The sequence below is a fragment of the Embleya sp. NBC_00888 genome, from assembly GCF_045207655.1.
Lineage (GTDB): Bacteria > Actinomycetota > Actinomycetes > Streptomycetales > Streptomycetaceae > Embleya.
In genome coordinates this window covers 7,525,294-7,547,289 of sequence record NZ_CP108784.1, presented here as the reverse complement: position 1 = coordinate 7,547,289, position 21,996 = coordinate 7,525,294, and the positions used below count along the sequence as shown (strand labels likewise).

The 21,996-nt window shown below is 72.6% G+C and carries 26 protein-coding genes; 17 read left to right on the top strand and 9 right to left on the bottom strand.

Annotated features, from left to right (window positions below):
• Window positions 1-101: 101 nt before the first annotated feature.
• The 3 genes from OG948_RS32245 to OG948_RS32235 all read left to right on the top strand — a co-directional run bounded on the left by OG948_RS32245 (window position 102) and on the right by OG948_RS32235 (window position 961).
• Window positions 102-260 carry a hypothetical protein gene (locus tag OG948_RS32245; RefSeq protein ID WP_406299835.1) on the top strand — a complete coding sequence of 53 codons (159 nt, stop codon included), beginning with the start codon at window positions 102-104 and terminating at the stop codon, window positions 258-260.
• A 129-nt stretch (window positions 261-389) separates the two neighbouring features.
• On the top strand, window positions 390-716 hold the full coding sequence (locus OG948_RS32240; protein ID WP_406299834.1) for a DUF6247 family protein: 327 nt from the start codon (window positions 390-392) through the stop codon (window positions 714-716).
• Complete coding sequence (locus tag OG948_RS32235; protein WP_406299832.1) at window positions 713-961, top strand: hypothetical protein; 249 nt, start codon at window positions 713-715, stop codon at window positions 959-961. The genes OG948_RS32240 and OG948_RS32235 overlap by 4 nt, the downstream gene beginning before the upstream one ends.
• 88 nt (window positions 962-1,049) lie before the next feature.
• On the opposite strand, the gene OG948_RS32230 is transcribed toward OG948_RS32235, so the two are convergent.
• Together OG948_RS32230 and OG948_RS32225 are read right to left on the bottom strand one after the other, a co-directional pair.
• A complete protein-coding gene (locus tag OG948_RS32230; protein WP_406299831.1) occupies window positions 1,050-2,264 on the bottom strand; it encodes an acyl-CoA dehydrogenase family protein in 1,215 nt (404 codons plus the stop codon).
• Window positions 2,265-2,430: 166 nt separating this feature from the next.
• Window positions 2,431-2,826: a VOC family protein gene (locus OG948_RS32225; RefSeq protein WP_406299830.1), complete on the bottom strand. Its 396-nt coding sequence runs from the start codon at window positions 2,824-2,826 to the stop codon at window positions 2,431-2,433.
• Between the two features lie 281 nt (window positions 2,827-3,107).
• On the opposite strand from OG948_RS32225, the gene OG948_RS32220 reads away from it, so the two are divergent.
• The 6 genes from OG948_RS32220 (at window position 3,108) to OG948_RS32195 (ending at window position 9,513) form a co-directional block, all read left to right on the top strand.
• Window positions 3,108-4,127, top strand: coding sequence for an ADP-ribosylglycohydrolase family protein (locus tag OG948_RS32220; RefSeq protein WP_406299829.1), 1,020 nt, complete (start codon window positions 3,108-3,110; stop codon window positions 4,125-4,127).
• Between the two features lie 61 nt (window positions 4,128-4,188).
• Entirely contained in the window at window positions 4,189-5,676 is a 1,488-nt protein-coding gene (locus tag OG948_RS32215; protein ID WP_406299828.1) for a phosphatase PAP2 family protein, read from the top strand.
• A gap of 348 nt (window positions 5,677-6,024) precedes the next feature.
• Window positions 6,025-6,366: a hypothetical protein gene (locus OG948_RS32210; protein ID WP_406299827.1), complete on the top strand. Its 342-nt coding sequence runs from the start codon at window positions 6,025-6,027 to the stop codon at window positions 6,364-6,366.
• 211 nt (window positions 6,367-6,577) lie between these two features.
• The gene (locus OG948_RS32205) at window positions 6,578-7,258 is read left to right on the top strand and encodes a uracil-DNA glycosylase (protein WP_395867068.1); all 681 of its coding nucleotides are present in this window, start codon (window positions 6,578-6,580) and stop codon (window positions 7,256-7,258) included.
• Window positions 7,259-7,489: 231 nt separating this feature from the next.
• Window positions 7,490-8,779 carry a MurT ligase domain-containing protein gene (locus OG948_RS32200; protein ID WP_406299826.1) on the top strand — a complete coding sequence of 430 codons (1,290 nt, stop codon included), beginning with the start codon at window positions 7,490-7,492 and terminating at the stop codon, window positions 8,777-8,779.
• Entirely contained in the window at window positions 8,779-9,513 is a 735-nt protein-coding gene (locus OG948_RS32195) for a type 1 glutamine amidotransferase (RefSeq protein WP_395867445.1), read from the top strand. The genes OG948_RS32200 and OG948_RS32195 overlap by 1 nt, the downstream gene beginning before the upstream one ends.
• A 92-nt stretch (window positions 9,514-9,605) precedes the next feature.
• Here OG948_RS32195 and OG948_RS32190 read toward each other — a convergent pair whose 3' ends face one another.
• From OG948_RS32190 to OG948_RS32180, 3 genes are all read right to left on the bottom strand, one after another.
• Window positions 9,606-10,670 (bottom strand): cation diffusion facilitator family transporter, encoded by a 1,065-nt coding sequence (locus OG948_RS32190; protein WP_406299825.1) that lies wholly within the window; start codon window positions 10,668-10,670, stop codon window positions 9,606-9,608.
• Window positions 10,667-11,053 carry an ArsR/SmtB family transcription factor gene (locus OG948_RS32185; RefSeq protein WP_395867061.1) on the bottom strand — a complete coding sequence of 129 codons (387 nt, stop codon included), beginning with the start codon at window positions 11,051-11,053 and terminating at the stop codon, window positions 10,667-10,669. Before OG948_RS32185 ends, OG948_RS32190 begins: the two co-directional genes overlap by 4 nt.
• A gap of 206 nt (window positions 11,054-11,259) precedes the next feature.
• Window positions 11,260-12,144, bottom strand: a complete 885-nt coding sequence (locus tag OG948_RS32180; RefSeq protein ID WP_406299824.1) for a PaaX family transcriptional regulator C-terminal domain-containing protein — start codon at window positions 12,142-12,144, stop codon at window positions 11,260-11,262.
• A gap of 52 nt (window positions 12,145-12,196) precedes the next feature.
• Here OG948_RS32180 and OG948_RS32175 point away from each other — a divergent pair, with 52 nt between their 5' ends.
• From OG948_RS32175 to OG948_RS32165, 3 genes are all read left to right on the top strand, one after another.
• The gene (locus OG948_RS32175) at window positions 12,197-13,366 is read left to right on the top strand and encodes an LLM class flavin-dependent oxidoreductase (protein WP_406299823.1); all 1,170 of its coding nucleotides are present in this window, start codon (window positions 12,197-12,199) and stop codon (window positions 13,364-13,366) included.
• Window positions 13,367-13,412: 46 nt separating this feature from the next.
• A complete protein-coding gene (locus OG948_RS32170) occupies window positions 13,413-14,477 on the top strand; it encodes a zinc-binding dehydrogenase (RefSeq protein ID WP_406299822.1) in 1,065 nt (354 codons plus the stop codon).
• A 506-nt stretch (window positions 14,478-14,983) separates the two neighbouring features.
• Window positions 14,984-15,412, top strand: coding sequence for an ATP-binding protein (locus OG948_RS32165; RefSeq protein WP_406299821.1), 429 nt, complete (start codon window positions 14,984-14,986; stop codon window positions 15,410-15,412).
• Window positions 15,413-15,457: 45 nt separating this feature from the next.
• Here the strand turns inward: OG948_RS32165 and OG948_RS32160 are convergent, their stop codons facing one another.
• Window positions 15,458-15,973 carry a GNAT family N-acetyltransferase gene (locus OG948_RS32160; RefSeq protein ID WP_406299819.1) on the bottom strand — a complete coding sequence of 172 codons (516 nt, stop codon included), beginning with the start codon at window positions 15,971-15,973 and terminating at the stop codon, window positions 15,458-15,460.
• Between the two features lie 51 nt (window positions 15,974-16,024).
• On the opposite strand from OG948_RS32160, the gene OG948_RS32155 reads away from it, so the two are divergent.
• Window positions 16,025-16,591, top strand: a complete 567-nt coding sequence (locus OG948_RS32155; RefSeq protein ID WP_406299818.1) for a TetR/AcrR family transcriptional regulator — start codon at window positions 16,025-16,027, stop codon at window positions 16,589-16,591.
• Between the two features lie 37 nt (window positions 16,592-16,628).
• On the opposite strand, the gene OG948_RS32150 is transcribed toward OG948_RS32155, so the two are convergent.
• The 3 genes from OG948_RS32150 to OG948_RS32140 all read right to left on the bottom strand — a co-directional run bounded on the left by OG948_RS32150 (window position 16,629) and on the right by OG948_RS32140 (window position 19,053).
• A complete protein-coding gene (locus OG948_RS32150; protein WP_406299817.1) occupies window positions 16,629-17,612 on the bottom strand; it encodes an NAD-dependent epimerase/dehydratase family protein in 984 nt (327 codons plus the stop codon).
• 99 nt (window positions 17,613-17,711) lie between these two features.
• Complete coding sequence (locus tag OG948_RS32145; protein WP_406299815.1) at window positions 17,712-18,191, bottom strand: MarR family winged helix-turn-helix transcriptional regulator; 480 nt, start codon at window positions 18,189-18,191, stop codon at window positions 17,712-17,714.
• Window positions 18,192-18,249: 58 nt separating this feature from the next.
• Window positions 18,250-19,053 carry an ATP-grasp domain-containing protein gene (locus OG948_RS32140; protein ID WP_406299814.1) on the bottom strand — a complete coding sequence of 268 codons (804 nt, stop codon included), beginning with the start codon at window positions 19,051-19,053 and terminating at the stop codon, window positions 18,250-18,252.
• Between the two features lie 881 nt (window positions 19,054-19,934).
• On the opposite strand from OG948_RS32140, the gene OG948_RS32135 reads away from it, so the two are divergent.
• The 4 genes from OG948_RS32135 (at window position 19,935) to OG948_RS32120 (ending at window position 21,944) form a co-directional block, all read left to right on the top strand.
• Window positions 19,935-20,366 carry a helix-turn-helix domain-containing protein gene (locus OG948_RS32135; protein WP_406299813.1) on the top strand — a complete coding sequence of 144 codons (432 nt, stop codon included), beginning with the start codon at window positions 19,935-19,937 and terminating at the stop codon, window positions 20,364-20,366.
• Between the two features lie 42 nt (window positions 20,367-20,408).
• Entirely contained in the window at window positions 20,409-21,242 is an 834-nt protein-coding gene (locus OG948_RS32130) for a HipA family kinase (protein WP_406299812.1), read from the top strand.
• A complete protein-coding gene (locus OG948_RS32125) occupies window positions 21,242-21,634 on the top strand; it encodes a DUF3037 domain-containing protein (RefSeq protein ID WP_395865301.1) in 393 nt (130 codons plus the stop codon). The genes OG948_RS32130 and OG948_RS32125 overlap by 1 nt, the downstream gene beginning before the upstream one ends.
• Window positions 21,635-21,770: 136 nt before the next feature.
• Window positions 21,771-21,944 (top strand): hypothetical protein, encoded by a 174-nt coding sequence (locus OG948_RS32120; protein WP_406299811.1) that lies wholly within the window; start codon window positions 21,771-21,773, stop codon window positions 21,942-21,944.
• The last annotated feature ends 52 nt before the right edge of the window (window positions 21,945-21,996 follow it).

The following is a 21,996-nucleotide window of genomic DNA, read 5'->3' as shown; positions in this document are numbered from 1 at the left end:
ACCGGGGGCGGTGGTCCGGCGCCGGCGGGGTATTCGGGAAGTGACGTCGCCGCCGCGACGTGTCCGGACTCGTCCGGGCCCCGCCTCGCCAGGAGGTTGCCGTGACCGATCCGTGGCCGGACCCGTTGCCCCCGGTCCCGCCGTTGCCCAGCCCGCACCCGCTGCCGGAACCCGGCCCCGAGCCGCTGCCGCCGGACCCGGGCCGGCCACCGGTCCCGGACGAGCCGGAACCCGAACCACAACCGGCACCGATGCGCTGACCCGGGCCGAACCCGGTCGGACCGTCGCACCCGGGGTCGTGCGCGGCACGCGCCGCATGACGCGGGGCGTGTGCCACACGCGCATGCGCCGACTATCGCGCGGTCCGGCCGGGCCGGCACGCTGAGTACATGGACGAGCAGCTTCCCGTTCCCGCGCCCCGCACCGGCGATCTCGTCATCCGCGTCGGCGGCGCCCGCTGGCCGTCGCCCGCCGAGATCCGCGCCGAGTTGCCCGAGGACGCGCGTGCCGAGTTCGAGCGCGAGTTCGCCGGCGCGCTCGACCACGCTCATGGCACCGGACAACTCGCAGCCTTGGCTGATGTCCTGGCCGGCTGGCAGCGCCATCTCATCCTCCGCCGCACCGGCGACTACGAACGCGTTCTCGAACGGTCCGCCCGACTGCACGCGGGCGAGGAGTTGGAGACCGTGCCCGCCGCCGAGACCAGGCGCGCATGAGCTACCCGGTCGTGTACGACGCGCCCGCCGCCCGCCAGAAGGCAACCCTGCCCAGTAGCGCGATCGGCGCGCTCAACGCCCTGGAAAGTGCCCTGGAGCGCGACCCCTGGGCGGTCGGCAGCCGAATGCACAGCGGCCTCAAGACCATGCGCGAGGCCGCGTTCGGCTCCTTCGGCTTCATCACGTTCGTCATCGAGGACAGCCGCGTCCGGGTCACCGTGATGAATGTGGTCTGGACCGGCTGAACCGGCGATTCGCGGGCGACCGTCGCGACACCCGACCCTCACCTCGGGCCGAGTGACGCGACGCCTCGCGGCGCCCGGTGACCCCGCGTCAGCGAATCGGCACGTCCGCCAAGGTCCGCGCGATGACCAGTCGCTGGATCTCGCTGGTGCCCTCGAAGATCGTGTAGATCGCGCTGTCCCGGTGCATGCGCTCGACCGGGTACTCACGGGTGTATCCGTTGCCGCCGAGGATCTGCATCGCGGCGGAGGTCACCCACTTGGCGGTCTCACCGGCGTACAGCTTGGACATCGAGCCCTCGGCCGCGGTGAACGGCTGGTTCGTCGCCGCCATCCACGAGGCCCGCCAGGTGAGCAGTCGGGCCGCGTCGATCCGGGTGCGCATGTCGGCGATGGTGAACGCGACGCCCTGGTTGTCGATGATCGGCCGGCCGAACTGCTCGCGGACCTGCGCGTATTCCAGGGCCACCTCGTAGGCGGCACGCGCGATGCCCACCGCCTGGGCGGCCACCGCCGGGCGGGAGGACTCGAAGGTGGCCATCGCCGCGTTCGAGCGCCCGGACGTACCCGCCTTGGCCCGCGCGATCCGCTCGTCCAGCTTCTCCTTGCCGCCGAGCAGGCAGTCGCCGGGGACGCGCACGTTGTCCAGCACCACCTCGGCGGTGTGCGACGCGCGGATCCCGTGCTTCTTGAACTTCTGGCCCTGGGACAGGCCGGGCGTGTTCGGCGGGATCACGAAGCTCGCCTGACCGCGCGAGCCCAGCGCGGGGTCGGTGGTGGCGACCACGACGTGCACGTGCGCGATGCCGCCGTTGGTGGCCCAGGTCTTGACCCCGTTGAGGATCCAGTCGCCGGTGGCCTCGTCGTGGACGGCGCGGGTGCGCATCGAGGAGACGTCGGAGCCGGCGTTGGGCTCGGAGGAGCAGAACGCGGCGACCCGGATGTCGTCGGCGGTGCCGAACAGTTCCGACGCCCACGTGATGATCTGCTCCTGGGTGCCGTTGGCCACCAGGCCGGCCGCGGCGAGCGCGGTGCCGGTCAGCGCCAGGCCCAACCCGGCGTCGCCCCAGAAGAGTTCCTCCATGATCAGCGGCATGCTCAGCCCGGTGGGATCGAAGGCCTGGGTGGTGAAGAAGTCGAGGGAGTACAGTCCGACCTTGGCGGCTTCCTGGATGATCGGCCAGGGGGTCTCCTCGCGCTCGTCCCACTCGGCGGCGGCCGGGCGCATGGTGTCGGCGGCGAAGGTGTGCACCCAGTCTCGGATGGTGGTCTGGTCCTCGTTCAGGGCGAGGTTGAAGGCGGTCATGGGTGGCGGGCCCCCGGGCATCGTCGAAATTGTTACCGGCTGGTAGCTTGAGTGTGTCGTCGCCACCCGAGAGCGTCAAGAGGCCCGGGACCACCGGCCGATCGGGGTTCGCGACCGTCTCGCGGGGCGATCCGCGACGACTGCCGCCACCGCTTCGGACGACCCGTCAGATCCCGGGTCGAAAGCGCATCGGATGCTCGTCCGGAACCTGCACCACACAGATCCGCACGCCGTCCGGATCGGCGATCCACATCTCGTCCAACCCCCACGCCTCGCGGCGCGGCTCGCGCAGCACGGTGGCGCCCTTGCCCAGGAGTTCCCGGTGGGTGGCGACCAGATCCCGCACCTGGAGCCACAGTCGCAGATCCTCCGACCCCGGCCCGACCGCGGACGCGGTACCGGAGACCTCCAGGAAGCCTCCGCCGAGGAAGAACACGGTCCCGCGATGGATCCCGGTCCCGAACTCGCGGGCGATCGCGAGTCCGAGCACGTCGCGGTAGAAGACCAGCGAGCGTTCGAGATCGGTGGGGCGCAGCAGGATGCGGCCGGAGAGTACGTCCATGCCCTCAGCTTCGCCCCGGACCGCCGATTCCGAACCCTCGCCGAACGGGCCCGTCGCCCGGCGGGCCGCCCGGACGCACCGTCCCGGCGCACCACCTCGGCCCACCGTCTCGGCCCACGGTCTCGACCCGCCGCGTCGGCCCGCGACGTCGGCCCGCGACCCGACCACCGGCGCCGGCGCCCGGCACCGCCTCGCCCCGGCCGCATCGCACCGAACCGGAAAAAGATCCGGGCGATGATCGTCGGGCCGGCAGGCTGGTGGTCGACGAAGGGTGGTGCCACATGGTGGGGAACGCGGAGCGCGTGCGCGGGAGCATGTTCGGCCTGGCGTACGGGGACGCCTTGGGCGCGCCGACGGAGTTCCTGTCGTACGCACAGATCGTGCGACGGTACGAACTGCCCGGCCCGATGGACCTGGAGGGCACGCCGGCCCTGGTCACCGACGACACCCAGATGGGCCTGGCGGTGGCGCACGCGCTGATCGACGCGCGAGCGGACGGCGGCGCGTTGACCGCCGAGCGGTTCGCGCCGCTGGTGATCCGCCACTTCCTGGCCTGGTGGGACTCCCCGGACAACACCCGCGCGCCGGGGCACACGTGTATGTCCGCGTGCGCGGAGCTGGCCGCCGGCCGGACCTGGCTCGACGCGACCCGACGCGGCTCCAAGGGCTGCGGCGCGAACATGCGGGTCACCCCGCTGGGCCTGGTCGACGCCCTCGGCGAGGCCGACCGGTGCGGCGCGGCGCAACTCCAGGCGGCCGTCACCCATGGCCACCCCACCGCGCTGGCCGCCTCGGACCTGACCGCGACCGCCGTGCACGCGCTGCGCGTCGGGGTCTCGATCGGCGACCTGCCCGGGTACCTGCGCGCGCACGCCGAGGCGCAGCGCAAGGTCTATCGGGCCGACTGGCTCGGCGAGGACCTGTGGCGTGGTCCGTTCGCGGACACCCCGGAGGGCTTCATCGCGCGCGGCTGGGACGAGTGCCTGGGCGTGCTGACCCGGCTGGAGCGCGCCCTGCTGGAGCGCGATCGACGATCGGACCCGTGCCAAATCACCGGCGCCGGGTGGATCGCGGAGGAGTCGCTGGCCACGGCGGTGTTGTGCGTCGCGCTGTATCCGGACGATCCGAGGTCGGCGCTCGCCCGGGCCGCGGCCACCTCCGGCGACTCGGACTCGATCGCCGCGCTGGCGGGCGCGATGATCGGCGCCGTACACGGCCTGGACGGATGGCCCGCCGAGTGGCTCGACCGCATCGAGTATCGGGCCGAACTGTCCGAGGTGTCCGAGGCCCTCCGGATGTGACATGGGTCGCGGTGTGCCGAGCGCTTGCGGGTCGGGAGCGCTTGCGGGTAGTGATGGCGCCATGGGAAAGATCCATGCCGCCGACCGGGCGGCCTTCGCGTGGGTGGCAACGCATCATGTGCCGTGGGCGAACAAGGCGCTGCCCGCCTTGTCGCGCGCGGCGAACCATTCGCGCCTGTGGGCGGTGACCGGTGCGGGGATGGCGCTTTCCGGTGGACGCAGCGGGCGCCGGGCGGCATTGCGCGGGCTGGGTTCGGTGGCGCTCGCGTCGACCGTGACCAATGTGGTCCTCAAGAGCTGGGTACGCCGGCCCCGGCCGGTGATCGACGCGGTGCCGATCGCCCGCCGGCTGAGCCGGCAGCCGTGGACGACCTCGTTCCCCTCGGGGCACGCGGCGTCCGCGGCGGCCTTCGCCACCGGCGTCGCGTTGGAGTCGCGTCCGCTGGGCGTGGCGGCCGGCGCGCTGGCCGGTTCGGTGGCCTTCTCCCGGGTGTACACGGGCGTGCACTACCCGGGTGACGTGCTCGCGGGCGCGGCGCTCGGCGCGGGTCTGGCCGCGGTGACGCTGCGCTGGTGGCCGACCCGGCCGGTGGAGGCCGCGTCCGCGCCGCAGCCGCGCGGGAAGGTGCCGGCGCTGGGCGAGGGCGACGGCCTGGTGGTCGTGGTCAACCGCTCGGCGGGCCCCGAGGGCGACACCGCCCAGCGCCTGCGCGAACTCCTGCCCGGTGCCAAGGTGGTCGAGCGCGGCCAGAACGGCGACCTGGTCGCGCTGCTGTGCGAGGCGGCCCGGGAGGCGCGGGTGTTGGGCGTCGCGGGCGGCGACGGCAGTGTGAACTGCGCCGCGCGGATCGCGCTCGACCGGGGCATGCCGCTCGCGGTCTTCCCCGCCGGCACGCTCAACCACTTCGCCGGCGACCTGGGCCTGACCCGGTTGGAGGACACCGTGCTGGCGCTCTCGGCGGGCGAGGCGGTGCTGGTGGACGTCGCCGAGTTGCAGCGCGACCACTCGCACCCGTTCTCCGACGACGGCGAGGAGTTGGGTCCCGAGCTCTTCCTGAACACCTTCTCGCTCGGCGTCTATCCCGATCTGGTGCGCTTCCGCGAGGAGTTGGAGGGCAAGATCGGCAAGTGGCCGGCCATGCTGGTGGGCCTGGTCCGGGTGCTCCGGGACGCGGGACCGGTCAAGATGCGTGTCAACGGTCGGCCGCGCTCGTTGTGGCTGCTGTTCCTGGGCAACGGCCAGTACGCCCCGGAGGGCTTCGCGCCCACCTACCGCCCCGACCTCACCGACGGCCTGCTCGACGTACGCATCGTGGACGCCTCCCGCCCGCTGGCCCGCACCCGCCTGGTGGCCGCCGTGTTGTCCGGCACCCTGGGCACCTCGCGCGTGTACGAGGCCTCCACGGCCCGCACGGTCCGGCTCTCCGAGATCCAGGAGGGCGCCGAACTCGCCGTCGACGGCGAGGTCCGCCCCGGCGCCTCGCAATTGCGCATCGCCAAGGGCCGCCGCCTGATGGTCTACCGCCCGGACGGCGCGATCCGCGACTGACCTCGCCCCACCCGCGCCGCCACCACCACGCCGCACACCCCGCACCGACCGCCTCACCACACCGCCCGTGTACCCGCGGCCGAACTCGCCCGGCTTGCCGTCGACTTGTCCCGGCAGGCCGGGTGGGGCCCGGAGCGGAAACCGGAACGGGGCTCGCGTGCGTGGTGGGGGTGCGAGGCCCGTGATTCGGGGCACCGCTACGGTGTGGGCCGCCGGTCGATGGGCCGGGGGGATGCGAACTGTTGTCGATAAGGGGCAGTGGTGGCGGTTTCGGGGGCGATATCCGGGTCGGCCGGACGTATGGCGGCGATATTGGCGGCGGGAAGAGTCGCCGCCGGGGTGGTGTCCATGGTGACTCCGCGCGGTGGGGTGTGGTTGCGGCCCACCGCGGCCCGGGAGGCGTCGTTGCTGGGCCGCGGCCTCGGCGCGCGGGATGTCCTGCTGGGCACGGGCGTACTGCGCGCCCTCGCGGCCGGCCGGGGCAGTGCCGAGTGGGGCTGGCTCGTGGTGGCCTCGGATCTGGTCGACGGGGCCGGCGGCGCGATCGAGTGGCGCCGGCTGACCCCCGCGGAACGCACGTGGGTGGGCGCGGTCTTCGCGTTGGCCGCGTGCGAGGCGGCGGTGGCCCTGTCCCTGGCCGGCTCGGACCCCGAGGATGCCTGGGACCTCGTGACGGGCTTGATCGAGTAGCCCGCGGCTGCCGGTCCGGGTGCGGCGAGGCGGATCGCCTCGGCCGCCCGGCCCGGCGACCCCGCGGGCGCCCGACCGAGTCACCCGGGCCCGACCACGTCCGGCCGATCCGGGGCCGGTGGCGCGGCACGAACCCGGCCCGTACCGAGGGGTGCCCGCGCAGCGTCCGTACGGCAGGGCGTGTCACCCGTTTGCCCTATGCTCAACTCCCATGGTGGCACGGCCGTTGGGCGAAATTGTCGAGGCAGGATGGGCGAAGGCCCTGGAACCGGTGGCGGGCCGTGTGGCCGCCATGGGCGACTTCCTGCGAGGAGAGATCGCCGCGGGGCGGCGTTACGTGCCCGCGGGCGCGAATGTGTTGCGGGCGTTCACGCAGCCGTTCGCGGATGTGCGGGTGCTGATCGTGGGTCAGGACCCCTATCCCAACCCCGGACACGCGGTGGGACTGAGCTTCGCGGTCGCCCCTGAGGTACGGCCGTTGCCGGGTTCGCTGATCAACATCTTCACCGAGATGAACCGCGACCTGGACCTGCCGATGCCGACCAACGGCGACCTGACCCCGTGGGCCTCCCAGGGCGTGTTGCTGCTCAACCGCGCACTGACCACCGCCCCCGGTCGCCCCGCCGCCCACCGCGGCAAGGGCTGGGAAGAGGTCACCGAGCAGGCCATCAAGTCCCTCGCGGCGCGCGGCACTCCGCTGGTGTCCATCCTGTGGGGCCGCGACGCCCGCAACGCCCGGCCGCTGCTGGGCCCCGGCGCGGCCGTGGTGGAATCGGCCCACCCGTCCCCGATGTCCGCCGCCGGCGGCTTCTTCGGCTCCCGCCCCTTCTCCCGTACCAACGACCTGCTGGTGGCCCAGGGCGCACAACCGATCGACTGGCGCCTTCCGTAACCCCAACGCACCAACACGCGCGCTCCGGGCCACGCGCCCGGATCACGCATGCCCACCCGCCGCAAAACCCCGACCCACGCGACGAACCGTGTGGGCGGACACACCCTCGCGACCCGGACAGGGCGCAACCACGGCAACCACCCCGCGCGTCCACGCCTATAGGGTGGCGGCCGGTACAACCGGTCATGGGCCACCGCCGGTCGGGGCCGTCGCTTGGAGGAACCTTCTTCGATGTCAGGCAATAGCGTTCCCGGCCAGGGGGGTGCGCCGCAGCGCTCCCCCAAGGCGTTGCCGCCGCGTTCCAAATTGGCGATCACCGCGAGTCGGGTGACCGCGGCCATCTCGCGACGCGCCGGCAAGGGCAGCGGTTCGGTCATCGGCGGCAAGCTCGCGCTGCGACTCGCTCCGGACCTGCTCGCGCAGTTGTCGGTGGACCTGCAGGTGGTGCTGATCTCCGGGACCAACGGCAAGACCACCACCACCCGCCTCGTCGCCGAGGCGATGCGCGCGGCGGGTCCCGTGGTGTCCAACGCGCTGGGCGCGAACATGCCCGCCGGCATCACCTCCGCGCTCGCGGGCGCCGGCAACGAGGCCCGCTACGGCGTGATCGAGGTCGACGAGAAGTATCTCGCCGGTGTCGCCCGCGACTCCGACCCGGTCGCCATCGCGCTGCTCAACCTCTCCCGCGACCAGCTCGACCGCGCCGCCGAGACCCGGATGCTCGCCGAGAAGTGGCGCGAGGGCCTGCGTGGGCGCGACGCGATCGTGGTCGCCAACGCGGACGACCCGCTGATCGTGTGGGCCGCCTCCTCCAGCAAGGACGTGTTGTGGGTCGCCGCCGGGCAGACCTGGCAGGAGGACTCCTGGTCCTGCCCGCAGTGCGGCGGCGTGATGCAGCGTCCGGGCGACGACTGGTTCTGCTCGGAGTGCGACTTCCGCCGTCCCTCGCCCACCTGGTCGCTGGCCGGGGATCGCATGGTCGACCCGGACGGGCAGGTGTGGCCGCTGCACCTCCAGCTCCCCGGCCGCGCCAACCGGGCCAACGCGGTCACCGCCGCGGCCGTCGCGTCGCTGTTCGGGGTGCCCGTGGACGCGGCCCTGGAGCGGATGAAGCACGTCACCGCCGTCGCCGGCCGCTACGACGTGGTCGACTACCTGGGTCGCAAGCTGCGCTTGTTGCTCGCGAAGAACCCGGCCGGCTGGGTCGAGACGTTCTCGCTGATCGACCCGCCGCCCACCCCGGTGATCCTGTCCGTCAACGCGCTCGACGCGGACGGCAAGGACACCTCGTGGATCTGGGACGTCGACTTCACCCAGCTCGCCGGCCGCCCGCTGTTCGTGCTCGGCCAGCGTCGGCTCGACCTGGCCGTCCGGCTGGAGGTCGCGGGCCTGCAGTTCCAGGTCTTCGAGACGCTCGCCCAGGCGGTCGCCGCCTCGCCGCCCGGCCAGATCGAGGTCATCGCCAACTACACGGCGTTCCAACAGCTTCGCAAGACGATCAAGGAAGCGGCACAGGCATGATCGGTGAGAGCAGGCTGCGCCTGGTCTGGATCTACCCGGACCTGCTCAGCACATATGGCGACCAGGGCAACGCGCTGATCGTGGAGCGGCGCGCGCTGATGCGCGGCATCGAGGTCGAGCGCGTGGACGTGCGCTCCGACCAGCCCGTGCCCACCTCCGGTGACATCTACCTGATCGGCGGCGGCGAGGACCGGCCGCAGCGCCTGGCCGCCGAGCGGCTGCGCCGCGACCCGGGCCTGGCCACCGCCGTGGGCGCCGGCGCCGCGCTGCTCGCGGTGTGCGCCGGATACCAGATCATCGGCAACGAGTTCATCGACGACCTGGACCAGCCCGAGGCGGGCCTGGGTCTGCTGGACGTACGCTCCGGCCGGGGCGCGCCCGGCAAGCGCTGCGTCGGCGAGGTGCTGGCCGAGGTCGACCCGGCGCTCGGCCTGCCGGTGCTCTCCGGCTTCGAGAACCACCAGGGCGTCACCTACGTGGGCCCCGGCGCCAAGCCGCTGGCCAGGGTCACCCACGGCAACGGGAACGGGACCGGCGACGGCACCGAGGGCGCCTACGCGGGTCGGGTGATCGGCACGTACATGCACGGGCCGGTGATGTCGCGCAACCCGGCGCTCGCCGACCTGCTGCTCACCTGGGCCACCGGCGTGCCGCTGACCCCGCTGGGCGACCACTGGCACGAGCAGTTGCGCTCCGAGCGCCTGCGCACGGTCCGGGCCGCCGCCTCGAACTGAGCGGGCCGCCTCGAACCGAGCACGAGAACGACACGGCCGAGGGGCCCGGGTACCGATCGGTACCCGGGCCCCTCGGCCGTCCGCCTCGCCCGTCAGGGCGTGTGCACCGCCCCGTGCGGGTCCTCGCAGTGCCCCCGCGTCGTGCCGATCGCCAGCACCGCCGGGTCGGCGTGGTCGACCTGGAGCGTGGTGTGGGTGATCGCGTACCGCTCGCGCAGCCGTTCCTGGAGCCGGTCGCGCACCCGGTGACAGTCGTCGCCGGGTTCGACCAGGACGTGTGCGGACAGCGCCGGGAAGCCGGACGTGATGGTCCAGATGTGCAGGTCGTGGACCTCGGTGACGCCCTCGACCGAGGCCAGGTCGCTGCCGACCGCGTCCGGCTCGATGCCGGCGGGGGCCGCCTCCAGGAAGATCCGCCACGACTCGCGGACCAGCGCGATACCGGACTTGAGCATCAGCGCCGCGACGATCAGCGACGCGATCGCGTCGGCCCGGGCGAAGCCGGTGCTCAACACCACGATGCCGGAGATCAGCGTCGCGATGAACGCCCACAGATCGTTCAGGATGTGCTGGTAGGCGCCCTCGATGTTGAGGCTGGAGCGGTTGGCTCGCGAGATCAGCCACGCCGCGATCACGTTGATCACGATGCCGACCGCGGCGGTGACGATCACCAGCGAGCCCTCGACGTCGGGCGGCGAGATCAACCGGCGGACCGCCTCGTAGGTGAACCACACCGCGAGTACCAGGAACGTGATGCCGTTGATCTGCGCGGACAGGATCTCGGCGCGCTTGAATCCGTACGTCCAGCGCCCGCGCGCGGGTCGGGCCGCGAGGCGCATGGCGACCAGCGCGAGGCCGATCGCGAACGCGTCGGTGACCATGTGTCCGGCGTCGGTGATCAGCGCGAGCGAGTTCGCCAGGATGCCGACGGTGACCTCGACCACGATGAACGCGCCGATCAGCACGAGCGCGGCGGTCAGGTAGCGCCGGTCCGCGTCCGGGGCCACACCGTGCGAGTGACCCGCGTGCCCGGATCCCCCGTGGTCGTGGCCGTCGTGGCCGTGGCCGTCGTGGGCGGCATGGGCACCGTGCGACTCGCCGGCCGGCGCGGCGGACCCGGGCGCGTCCGGGGCGTGGTCGTGCTCGCGGGTGGTCATGAAATCCCTCCGGGAATCTCGCTCGCGCAGCCGGTGTGATCGGTGGCGGGGGCGTGGCCGATGTGCGCCAGCGCCACGTCCAGGAGCAGGCGTACGTGGGCGTCCGCGAGCCGGTAGTAGGCCAATCGGCCCTCCCGGCGCACCGTCACCACCTGGTGCGCGCGCAGCAGCCGAAGCTGGTGCGAGACCGCCGACTCGCCCTGCCCGCACGCGGCGGCCAGGTCGCGTACGCACAGTTCGCCCTCCAGCAGCGCGACCAGCAGGGTCAGCCGCCCGGGATCGCCCAGCAGCGCGAACACGTCCGCGGTCTCGGCCAGATGGGGGCCGTCGGGCAGCCGCGACCGCACCGAGTCCACCAGATCCGCGTTCACCGGCTGCGCCACCGGGTCACCTCCACGATCACGTCCGCCATCGCATCGACTCGGACATCGTAACGTCTGAACAGCTCTTCATACGAGCATGAGATGAAGGTAGGGGGTGGGGGTATCCCTTCGCAAGCCCACCGCGCCGCCGAGCGAGACGAAAACGACGACGGACCTCGTCCCGACCGGTGGGGTGCCGGCCGGGACGAGGCCCGTTCGGGGAAAGGTCAGCCCGTTCGCGGATCCCGATCCAGGTGCGCCCACCACCGCTGCGCCGGCTCGTGGATCCGCCGCCACGTGGCCACGAACAGGTCGCTCGCGGCCGGCCCCGGCCAGTCCGCCGGCAGCAGCGCCGCGGGCAGCCGCGGGTCGCGCTCGAAGGTCAGCCGCCACGCGTGCACCAGCCGGGTGCGCAGCTCGAACGCCTCCTCGTCGGTGCCCGCCCGGGCATCGGTGAATCGGTTCACGAACGCCTCCAGGTCCGCCCGCACCGCGCCCAGGTCCCACGCCTGGTCGACCAGGGCCCGCTCGCGCGCCGCGTCGCACACGGTGGAGGTCATCCAGGTCGCGTGCCCGGTCAGGCCGCGTTCGTCGATCAGCGCCCGCAGCGCGTCCACCCCGCCCGGGTCCGCCGCGATCCACACCCCCCGGCCCAGATCGCCGAAACCCTCGAACGCGAGCTGCTCCTCGACCACCGCGCGCGCCTCGCGCAGTGCCGCCGGCGGCCGCAGGAGCAACTGCTGCCACTGCCCCGACCAGGGCGTCTCGCGTGTCGCCCGGGACAACCGCTCGGTCCACCCGGTGAGCAGCCGGTACAACGACGGCGCGAGGGTCAGCCGGGTGTAGCGCCCCTGCGCCCGCGCCGACAGCCAGCCCTCCTGCGTCAGCCGGGTGATCGCCCGCCGGGTCGCCGCCTCCGGCACACCGAGCGCGCCGAGCGCGGCCACCGCCGTCGGCGACCACACGCCGTCGTGCCCGGGCCAGCGCACGTACTCCCCCAGCACGGTCAACAACAACGTGCGCGCACTGGGCCCGCCGTCCGCGGTGCGCCGGGTGCGCGGCGCCGTGCGGCCGGCGCCCCTTGTTTCCTCGCCATCCTCCATGTAGGACATAACTCATTGAAGCATGTTCTTGTGTCCTACGTCTCTACGAAGGGTTCCACTCGTGTCCGCAGCCGCTCCCCCGACCCGCTTCGGCGCCTTCATCGCCCCCTACCACGGCATCGACGGCAACCCCGCGCTGCAACTGCGCCGGGACCTCGACCTGGTCGAGCACCTGGACGCGCTCGGCTTCGAGGAGGCGTGGATCGGCGAGCACCACTCGGCCGGGTACGAGACGATCGCCTCGCCCGAGGTGTTCATCGCCGCCGCCGCCGAACGCACCACCCGAATCCGACTCGGCACCGGCGTCAACTCGCTGCCCTACCACCACCCGTTGGTCCTGGCGGACCGCATCGTGCAGTTGGACCTGCAATCGCGCGGGCGGGTGATGTTCGGCTCCGGCCCCGGCCAACTGGCCTCGGACGCCTTCATGATGGGCATCGACCCGATGCGCCAGCGGAGCATGATGGCCCAGGCGCTGGCCGCGATCGTGCCGCTGCTGCGCGGCGAGACGGTGACCATGAAGACCGACTGGTTCACCCTGGACCAGGCCCGGCTGCACCTGGCCCCGTACTCCCGCGACGGCATCGAGACCGTGTGCGCCTCCACCGTCTCGCCGTCCGGCTCGGTACAGGCCGGCACCCACGGCATGGGCCTGCTCTCGCTCGCCGCCGCCGACCCGTCGGGCCTCGCCGCGCTGGCCACGAACTGGGACGTGTACGCGAAGACCTGCGCCGAACACGGCCATGTCGCCGACCGCGAGCGCTGGCGGCTGGTGGTGCCGATGCACCTCGCGGAGACCACCGAGGCCGCGCGCGAGCAGGCCGAGTACGGCGTGCACCACCTCGTCGACTACATCCAGGGACTGTCCGGGATGACCATGCCCTGGGGCGCGACCGCCCGGCAGGCCGTCGCGCAGTGGACCGGCGAGGGCTTCCCGACCTTCGGCGTCGCGATGATCGGCACACCCGCGCAGGCGATCGAACGCATCACCGCGATGGCCGAGCACTCCGGCGGCTTCGGCACGCTGCTCCTGCTCGACCTGCCGATCGCGCGCCCCGCGGACAAGCGGCGCAGCTACGAGTTGTTCGCCGAGTACGTCGTGCCGCACTTCACCGGCGCCAACCGGCCCCGGCAGGCCTCGATGGCCTGGGCGAACGAGAACAGCGAGCGCTTCATCGGCGCGCTGCGCCAGGCGGTCGTGGCCGCGATGACGCCGCCCGCCGCCTCCTGAATCCACCCGGTACACGTTCGTCGACTCACCAGGGAGATGACCCATCATGCGAGCAGCGGTACTGCGCGGCGGCGCGTTCACGGTCGAGGACATCGCGGCCCCCGAACCCGGCGAGGGGCAGGTCCTCGTGGAGACGGTGGCCTGCGGGATCTGCGGCTCGGACCTGTCCGCGTACAAGCACACCGCCGAGTTCCTCCAGGCCTCGATCGACTCCGACACGCCCTCGTTCGTCTTCGACCCGAACGCCGACCTGGTGATGGGCCACGAGTTGTCCGCACGGGTGGTGCGGCCAGGCCCGGGCGTGACCGGCTTCGAGGAGGGCGAGGTGGTGGTCGGTCTGCCGTGGGCGCTGGACGGCGGTGGGGTGTTGCGCACCATCGGCTACTCCAACACCTTCCCCGGCGGCTTCGGCGAGCGCATGGTCATGCAGGCCGCGGCCCTGGTCAAGGTGCCCTCGCACGTACCGGCGCAGATCGCCGCGCTGACCGAGCCGCTCGCGGTCGGCTTCGGCAACGTGGCCCGCTCCGGCGCGGAGCGGGGCGGCGCGGCGATCGTGATCGGCGCCGGTCCGATCGGCCTGGGCGCGATCGCCGGCCTCGTCGAGCGCGGCGTGGCGCCGGTGGTGGTCTCCGAGCCCTCGCCGCGCCGCCGCGAACTCGCCCGCGCGTTCGGCGCGCACGTCGTGGTCGACCCGGCCGAGCGGGACCCGTTCCTCGCGTGGCGCGAGATCGCCGAGCCCGGACAACCGCTGACCGTCTTCGAGTGCTCGGGCAAGGCCGGCATGTTCGACCGGATCACCTACGCCGCGCCGCGCGGCGCCACCGTGCTGCTGATCGGGGTGTGCATGACCGAGGACACCTTCCGGCCGGTGGTGGGCATCTACAAGGACCTCACGGTCAAGATGTGCCTGACCTATCCGCCCGAGGAGTACCCCCGGACGCTGGCCCGGATCGCCGCGGGCAGTGTGGACGCGGCGTCGCTGGTCACCGGGCAGGTCGGCTTCGCCGGGGTGGCCGCCGCGATCGACACGCTCGGTCGCCCGGACGAGCACGTCAAGGTTCTGGTCCGACCGCACCTGGGGGGCTCGGGCGTACATCCCGCCACGGCCTAGGCCCGGGCCGGCGGATCCTGGTGCGTCCGCGCCGCCTGGCACCGCGCCTCGCCGCACCGGAGAAACAGCCGAATGCAACCCACCGTGCGGCTGCTTCTCCGGCACGCCGACGCACGGCATCCGCCCTTCGGGCTCCTCGCTGCGCTCACGACGCGGCCCGATCCACCAGGATCCGCCGGACCGGGCCTGGCGCCGGACGCCGGGCCCGGGCCTCGACGGATGTCACGCGTACGAGTGGACCCGGGTCGGACGACCCTGGCGCGCGCCGTGCACGGGCGGCGCGCCCGCCAGGGCGTTTCGCCGGCCCACGCCCCCGAACGCCCCGCCGAGCGGGGTGTGGAAGTGCCGCAAACTGGACGCGCCGGGCGTCGGAATCGGTACGCTCCGAGGGAATTCCCTCGGAAGATCCGTACACCCGCCATCGGGGACATCATGAGCCACACCGGGCACCGTCACGGTGCCGTGTCCGTCCATCGCGTGACCGCCACCGGCTCGGGAGGCGCGGTATGACCGTGCTCAACGATGCCCAGCCGGTGTGTCGGTTCGATCTACCGCCGCACGAGGCGGAGGTGTCCGCGGCGCGCCGCAAGGTGGTCGCGATCGCCGTCGAGTGGGGCATGCCCGCGCACGGCGACCTCGTGGACACGCTGCGCCTGGTCGTGTCCGAGCTGGTGACCAACGCGGTCCGGCACGCGGGAGTGCTGACCCCCGCCATCGGCGTCACCGTGCGCGGCACCGCCGAGGGTGGCGTGCAGGTGGGGGTGCACGACCGACACCCGTTCTGCCCGAAGGCGCTGTTGGAGACGGTCGACGACGACAGCGGGCGCGGCCTGCTGATCGTCAAGGCCCTGGTCGCGGAGGCCGGCGGGTACGCGGGGATCCAGCCGGATACGACCGGCGGCAAAACCGTGTGGGTGACCCTGCCCCTGCGCTGAACCGCTCGCGGACCCGCGGGTCGTGTTCGCCGTCACCACCATCGATCACAACTTCAGATCGAAGCGCTGCTCGACGGCGTCGATCCCCCAGGCGCGGGCCGGATGCTCCTCCGTCAGGGTGAATCCGGCCCGGTCGTACAGATGCCGGGACGCGCCCAGGCCCGCGATCGTCCACAGGTACACCCCGACCGCGTCGCGCCGACGGGCCTCGGCCAGCGCGGTCTCCAGCAACGCTCCACCCACACCGCGTCCGCGCGCGGCCGGATCCAGGATCACCCAGCGCAGTCGCGTCCAGCCGTCCTCCTCGCGGGTCAGCCCGATCCCGCCCAGCACCCGCCGCGCGTCCTCCGCGACCCACATCCGCCCGGGCCCGTCGTCGCCCTCCCGCGCCCGGGCCAGCACGAGTCGGGCCATCCCGGCCGCGACATCCGCCTCCATGGTCGTGTCCATCCCGTACTCACGGCTGTACAACACCCCGTGCAACGCGGCGATCGCCCCGAGATCACCCGGCCGGGTCGCGTCACGAATGGTCACCGTCGCCGGGTCAGGTGTCGAGGTCATGATCCCGAAACCCCCTTCACTGAAACAGTCGTTTCAGTAGAGGATAGGCGGGTGACCGCAGACGCGAAACCCCCCACCTCCGCCCGCCGCGCCGACCTGCTCGCCGCGAGCGTGGCCTACGTCGCCGAACACGGCCTGGCCGAACTCTCGCTGCGCCCGCTGGCCCAGGCGATCGGCTCCAGCCCGCGCGTCCTGCTCTACCTCTTCGGCTCGAAGGAGGGCCTGATCCGCGAGATCCTCGCCGTCGGTCGCGTCGAACAACTCGCCCTGGTCGAACGCGCCGACGATCACCCCGGCACCGCCCGGGAAACCCTCGACCTGCTGTGGAGCCGGCTCGTCGTCCCCGAACGCCGCGGCGCCCTCCGGCTGTTCTTCGACGGCTACGTCCGCTCCTTCGACGCCCCCGACGGCCCCTGGTCCGACTTCGCCGGCAAGTCCCTGGACGACTGGCTCCCCCCGCTCGACCGCGTCCTCGCCGACCACCCCGTCCCATCGACCCTGGTCCTGGCCGTCCTGCGCGGCCTCCTCCTCGATCACCTCGCCGCGGACACCCCGCGACACCACGAAAGAGTCCAGACCGCGTGGACGTCCTTCCTGGACCACGCCCTCCCGCACTGACGGGTGCGCGCTCCGGCGGAGACGGACCGGGCCCGGCTCAGCCCGCCAGGATCGCGGCCTCCTTCTCCGGCGGCAGCCCCACCACCGGTCGATCCGAGCGTTGCGGCACGACGCCGTTCACCGAGCGGAGCCAGGTCCAGGTGTCCGCCACGGTCTCCTCCACCGGCCGCACACGCAGTCCGGCGCCCAGCGCCTTGCGCACGTCGCGGCGGTGGATGCCGTCGTAGTCCTCACCGGCCGGAACCCAGATCGGCAGTTCGAGCCACGGCTCGATACCCGCCTTCAAAATCGTGTCGGGATCGATCCAGCGCAGTTCCGCGTCCGAACCGGTGACCCGAACGCACAGATCGAGCAGTTCGCCCATCGTGCCGTGGCCCGTCGGGCTGATCAGGTTGTAGGCGCCGCTGCGACCGGCCTCGGCCGCGTCCAGGGTCCATTCGGCCAGGTCACGGGCATCGATGAACTGAAGCTCGGCCTCCCGCGGCCCCGGCGCCGCAACCGGGCCGCCCCGAGCGATCCGGTTGAGCCACCACGGCAGCCGGCCGATGTTCTCCCGCGGCCCCAGGATCAACCCGGCACGCGCGTGCACGTACCGATCGCCGAACGCCCGCTCGACGGCGATCTCCGCCCCGCGCTTGGCGTTCGGATAGGCCACGTCACCGTCGTCGGGCGACCCCTCGACCAGCGGAGCCTCCTCCCCCAGCCCGGCCGGCGTCGGCTGGTCGTACACCGAGCAACTCGAGACGTACACATACCGACCGACACGATCGGCCAACAGGTCGGCCGAGTCGCGAACCACCCGCGGCGCGGCACTCCAGGTGTCCACCGCCAAGTCCCACTCGCCGCCGGCCAACGCCGCCAACCCGCCCTCGGTGGTCCGATCTCCCACCAACGAGCGCACACCATCCGGCAGTTCATGCCGACCGCGATTGAACACGGTCACATCCCAGCCCCGATTCACCGCGGCATCGGTGACGGCCCGACCCACGAACGCGGTCCCACCCAGAATCAAAAGTCGCATGCCCCGACCCTGCCCACCCCCGCCCGCCCCCACAACCACGTCACGCTCTGGGCGGAATCGCTCTCGGCGGAATCGCCCTCGGCGAACCCCACCCACCGCTCACCCGGCCCCTCGCCGCGAGCAAGGCTCCCCCGCGGCGTCCTGCTCCACCAACTCCCGATCCACCAACCGCAACAACCGCAACAACTCGGCCCGATCCGCCTCCCCCAGGCGATCGAACACCGCCGCCCCGGCCCCCTGCCGAATCGCCCGGATCCGCCGCAGCTCGGCCCGCCCCCGCTCGGTCAGCTCCACGAGCGTCGCGCGCCGGTCCAGTTCGGAGGTGCTGCGGCGGACCAGTTCGCGCGCGGCCAGGTCGTCCACGACGGTGGTCGCCGAGCGCGGCACGATCTCCAGCCGAGCGGCCAGGTCCGCCATCCGCAGCGGCCCGTCGGCATGGGCGAGCACCTTCATCGCGTGCGCCTGGGCCGGGGTCAGGCCCAGCGGGGCGAGTTCCCGGCCGGCGCGCACCCGGATGCGCTTGGCCACGCGCATGAACAGGTCGCCGATCGGCGCCGAGGTGGATTCCGGCGAACTCACGCGTGTCACGTCCCGAGGAGCGGGGATCCTGGTGGACCCGGGTGCGCCCATTGTCCCGTCAGGTGCGACGCCGAACGACGGGGGCGTGTCGCAGGAACGGCGTGTCGCGCGGTTCGTGTTCCCGACGCGGCCCACCGGCTCGCAACACCACGTCCAAAAGCGCGTCGACATCGCTCGCGTAGCCCCCCGAGGCCCACGCCGCGTTGGCCTCCACGACCGCCCAGCCGCGGTCCGTGACGCCCACGTCCACCACGATCGCCGACGGCAGCCCCGCCGCCGACGCGGCCAGCACGTCGGCGCCGAACGCGAGCGCGTCCACGCCCCGCGCGCACTCCTCGATCGGCGCGACGGCCAGGTCGCCGTCGACCGCGTAGCGCGACGCCGCGCGCACGACCCCGTCCAGGCAGAACAGCCGGAACTCGGCCCGAAACGAGATCGTCTCGCTGACCAGGACCTTGGTGTCCGGGTCCGCCGCGTCGCTCCCGGGCAGCTCGGTGCCGTCCCGGTACACCCGGGCCGGGAACGACTTGTCGTTGGGCGGCTTGACGAACACCGGCGTGCGCAGCGTCCGGGCGTGCGCGAGCGTGGTCGCGGTGATCTCCCGGCGGGTCAGCTCGCGCGGCAGCTCGGCGAGCCAGTCCTCGGGCGCCTCCAGCAGTCCCAGGTCCAGGTCGCGCGCCATCGCGTCGGCGAACAGCGGGCCCGCGTAGAGATGCGCCCGCACGCCCACCAGGTTGTTGGGGACGCGCCAGGTGTGCAGTCGGCGAACGGGCAGGCCGCGACGGTGTGCCGCGCTCACCAGGTCGCGGTCGGTGTCGGTGCTGCGCGGCGCGAGCACCAGGACGCGGTCGGCGGAGATCATGCGCCCCAGGTTGTCGGGCGCGGGTGTGGCGGGTCGAGCGCTTTTCGGACACGTGCCGAGAGATCGCCGAACGTCGCCGGCCGGGCCTTCTTCGCCGAAGAGGCGACCGCGATCAAGACCGGGTTCCGGCCGTGCGCGGTGTGCCTGCCGGCCGCCTACGCCCGTTGGAAGGGCTACCCGCCCGCACCGCACACCGAGGCCGAACCGGCGGACCCACTCCGCAGGTTGACCGGTCGGCGGACACGATTGATCACCAAGCGCCAGAACCGCCGTATCGGCAGCTCGCGGCCGACCTGATTCGAGAACCGCCCCACGAGGAGTCCGCGAACACGCGGGGCGGCTTCGGTCAGTCGATTACACCGGTCCACCCGCCGCGCTTCAGGTGGCAGACACCATCGGGGGTGATCCGGACGTGCGCGCCGTAGAGCGGTAGCGCTCCCTCGGCATTGAGCCGTAGCCGGAACATCTCCAGTGCCGACCAGAGTCGGCGGGGTCCGCCCTGGTGAACGGTCGGCGCGGCGTATCGGTGAGCGGATGCTCTCGCCCATGAACCATCAGGGTGGACAAGTACGGCCGTGCGTGTGTCTCCCTCCCTCGCGAAATCCGCCTCCACGCCCGGAACTTCGACTTCGAGCACTGATCGAACGTCCCATGCGTCCCGGACGTCCACCACGGGGAACCGACCCGTCGTGACTTTGTCCCCGTCGTCCTTCCAAGCGTGCGCGACCAGCGCGGTCAGCGCGGGTGGGTAGTCGGGGCCGTGCCGAGTCGTCATGAACTGAGCCCAGTCCCGTTCGACCCTGCCGACAGCACCCCCGTCCGGGGTCGCCGCGCCGAGCTTCGAGGGTGAACAGCACGGCGCGGCGGGATCGTGCGCCCTGGTGTCCTCACGTGGGCAGCGGAAGGGCTGGTCCCTTCCCGACATGGCAGCTGCGCACGGGTACTCGACGTCGGCATGGTCGCGGTACGAGAACGGCAGCCCCATCCCGCCCGAGCTGCCCGTCAAGCGTTTTGCGTGGGCGGCCGTTGAGTTCGGTGGCGACGGCCAAGGGGCCGCCCTCGGGCCCACGCCACGACCGGCGCGGTCACGTGCCCGCCGCACGCCGGCGCGTCAGCGCCCCCGACCCGCGCCCACCCCGGTGATCGACGCGCGAAGCGCGGAGAGCGGCGGAGCCGCAAGTGTGGGCTTCGTGGCCCGGAGCGAAGCGCAGGGACACGAAGCCCCGAGCGAGGCGCCGCTTTTTCTTGGAGGAGCGAAGCGGGGGAAAGAAAAAGCGGCGCCTCGCGAGCCGGCGACGAAGTCGCCCAAATAGGGCCAGTGTTTTTTGCCGGCCGGCGCGTGGCATTGTTCGGGAATGCTTCCCCTGGTCCATGCCATTCGTTACGTCACGCCGATGCGTGAGGGCGGTTCGCTGCCCGGCCTCGTCGAGGCCGACGATCTGGGCACCTACGTCGTGAAGTTTCGCAGCGCCGGACAGGGCGTCAAGGTGCTGGTCGCCGAGGTCGTGGTGGGCGAGCTCGCCCGCCGGCTCGGGCTGCCGGTGCCGGCCCTGGTGCGGGTCGAGGTGGACCCGGTGATCGTGCGCGGCGAGCCGGACCAGGAGGTCCAGGAGCTGGTCCAGGCGAGTGCCGGGCTGAACCTGGGGATGGACTTCCTGCCGGGCTCGGCCGACTTCACCCCGGCCACCTGGGAGCCGGACGCCGAGCTGGCCGCGCGGGTGTTGTGGCTGGACGCGTTGACCTCGAACGTGGACCGTTCCTGGCGCAATCCGAACCTGCTCGTGTGGCACGGCCGGTTGTGGCTGATCGACCACGGCGCCGCGTTGTGGTTCCACCACGCGTGGCAGGCCGCCAAGGCGGCCGCGACGCGTCCGTTCGACGCCGCCGACCACGTGCTGGCCGCCCTCGGCGGTCCGGGCCTGGTCAAGGCGGACGCCGAGCTGGCTCCTCGGATCACCCGCGAGTTGCTCACCGAGGTGTTGGCCCTGGTCCCGGACGAGTGGCTGGATCCCGGTGACGCCGAGCGCGCGCTGGGCCTGGACAGCCCCGACGCGCTGCGTGAGGCGTACATCGGGCACCTGCTCGCCCGGGCCGCCGGTCCGCGCGCGTGGCTGCCGGAGATCGCGCCGGACGTGGTCGCGCGGCAGGGCGCGGCGCAGTCGTCGAACCGCCCGGATTGGCTCAAGTGATGACGATGAACGCGCAGCGGCAGTTCTTCGAGTACTCGATCATCCGCCTGGTGCCGCGCGTGGAGCGCGGGGAGTGTCTGAACGTCGGGGTCGCGCTGTACAGCCAGGCGTTCGGCTTCCTGGGCGCGCGCACCCATGTGGAGCAGTCCAGGTTGTGCGCCCTGGACCCGGACGCCGACGTGACCCAGGCGCGCGCGGTGCTCGCCGCGTGGGAGCTGGTGTGCGCGGGCAGCGAGGCGGCCGGCGCTCCGGGGGCCGAGCCGGTGGGTCGGCGGTTCCGCTGGCTGACCGCCCCGCGCAGCACGATCGTCCAGCCCGGTCCGGTACACGGCGGCCTGACCGCGAATCCGGCGGCGGACCTGGACCGGCTCTTCGACCTGCTGGTGTTGTAGCGCGGCCGACCGGCCACCGCGCGCCGATCCGACGCGACGCGCGGTTGCCGACGGCCGTTCTCTGTCCGTGCCGTGACCTGCTGCGCTACCGTGCCAAGCACCGGTTCGTTCCCGGGCTCCGAGGGTGGAGGCGACGATGATCCGTACGTACGGTCCACAAAGTCGGGGCATGGTGGTCTGCACACTCGTGCTGCTGACCATCCTGGGTTTGTACAGCGCCCTCTACGAAGCGGTCGCCTGGATGTGGCTGGTCTGGTCACTGATGGCGATCGTCACCGGCCTGCTGGTGGCCACCGACCGGGACGAGTGAAGCCCGAATCCGCACCCCCGGGCCCCGGTGCCCCGCGGCACCCGGGCCCGAC

Bases quoted from the DNA above. Each gene is read 5' to 3' on its own strand.
- OG948_RS32225 (WP_406299830.1), bottom strand. From the start codon at position 2,826: ATGGACGTACTCTCCGGCCGCATCCTGCTGCGCCCCACCGATCTCGAA.
- OG948_RS32240 (WP_406299834.1), top strand. From the start codon at position 390: ATGGACGAGCAGCTTCCCGTTCCCGCGCCCCGCACCGGCGATCTCGTC.
- OG948_RS32210 (WP_406299827.1), top strand. From the start codon at position 6,025: ATGGTGACTCCGCGCGGTGGGGTGTGGTTGCGGCCCACCGCGGCCCGG.
- OG948_RS32235 (WP_406299832.1), top strand. From the start codon at position 713: ATGAGCTACCCGGTCGTGTACGACGCGCCCGCCGCCCGCCAGAAGGCA.
- OG948_RS32180 (WP_406299824.1), bottom strand. From the start codon at position 12,144: ATGTCCTACATGGAGGATGGCGAGGAAACAAGGGGCGCCGGCCGCACG.
- OG948_RS32160 (WP_406299819.1), bottom strand. From the start codon at position 15,973: ATGACCTCGACACCTGACCCGGCGACGGTGACCATTCGTGACGCGACC.
- OG948_RS32125 (WP_395865301.1), top strand. From the start codon at position 21,242: ATGACGATGAACGCGCAGCGGCAGTTCTTCGAGTACTCGATCATCCGC.
- OG948_RS32215 (WP_406299828.1), top strand. From the start codon at position 4,189: ATGGGAAAGATCCATGCCGCCGACCGGGCGGCCTTCGCGTGGGTGGCA.
- OG948_RS32130 (WP_406299812.1), top strand. From the start codon at position 20,409: ATGCTTCCCCTGGTCCATGCCATTCGTTACGTCACGCCGATGCGTGAG.
- OG948_RS32165 (WP_406299821.1), top strand. From the start codon at position 14,984: ATGACCGTGCTCAACGATGCCCAGCCGGTGTGTCGGTTCGATCTACCG.
- OG948_RS32205 (WP_395867068.1), top strand. From the start codon at position 6,578: ATGGTGGCACGGCCGTTGGGCGAAATTGTCGAGGCAGGATGGGCGAAG.
- OG948_RS32150 (WP_406299817.1), bottom strand. From the start codon at position 17,612: ATGCGACTTTTGATTCTGGGTGGGACCGCGTTCGTGGGTCGGGCCGTC.
- OG948_RS32230 (WP_406299831.1), bottom strand. From the start codon at position 2,264: ATGACCGCCTTCAACCTCGCCCTGAACGAGGACCAGACCACCATCCGA.
- OG948_RS32190 (WP_406299825.1), bottom strand. From the start codon at position 10,670: ATGACCACCCGCGAGCACGACCACGCCCCGGACGCGCCCGGGTCCGCC.
- OG948_RS32170 (WP_406299822.1), top strand. From the start codon at position 13,413: ATGCGAGCAGCGGTACTGCGCGGCGGCGCGTTCACGGTCGAGGACATC.
- OG948_RS32120 (WP_406299811.1), top strand. From the start codon at position 21,771: ATGATCCGTACGTACGGTCCACAAAGTCGGGGCATGGTGGTCTGCACA.
- OG948_RS32140 (WP_406299814.1), bottom strand. From the start codon at position 19,053: ATGATCTCCGCCGACCGCGTCCTGGTGCTCGCGCCGCGCAGCACCGAC.
- OG948_RS32200 (WP_406299826.1), top strand. From the start codon at position 7,490: ATGTCAGGCAATAGCGTTCCCGGCCAGGGGGGTGCGCCGCAGCGCTCC.
- OG948_RS32220 (WP_406299829.1), top strand. From the start codon at position 3,108: ATGGTGGGGAACGCGGAGCGCGTGCGCGGGAGCATGTTCGGCCTGGCG.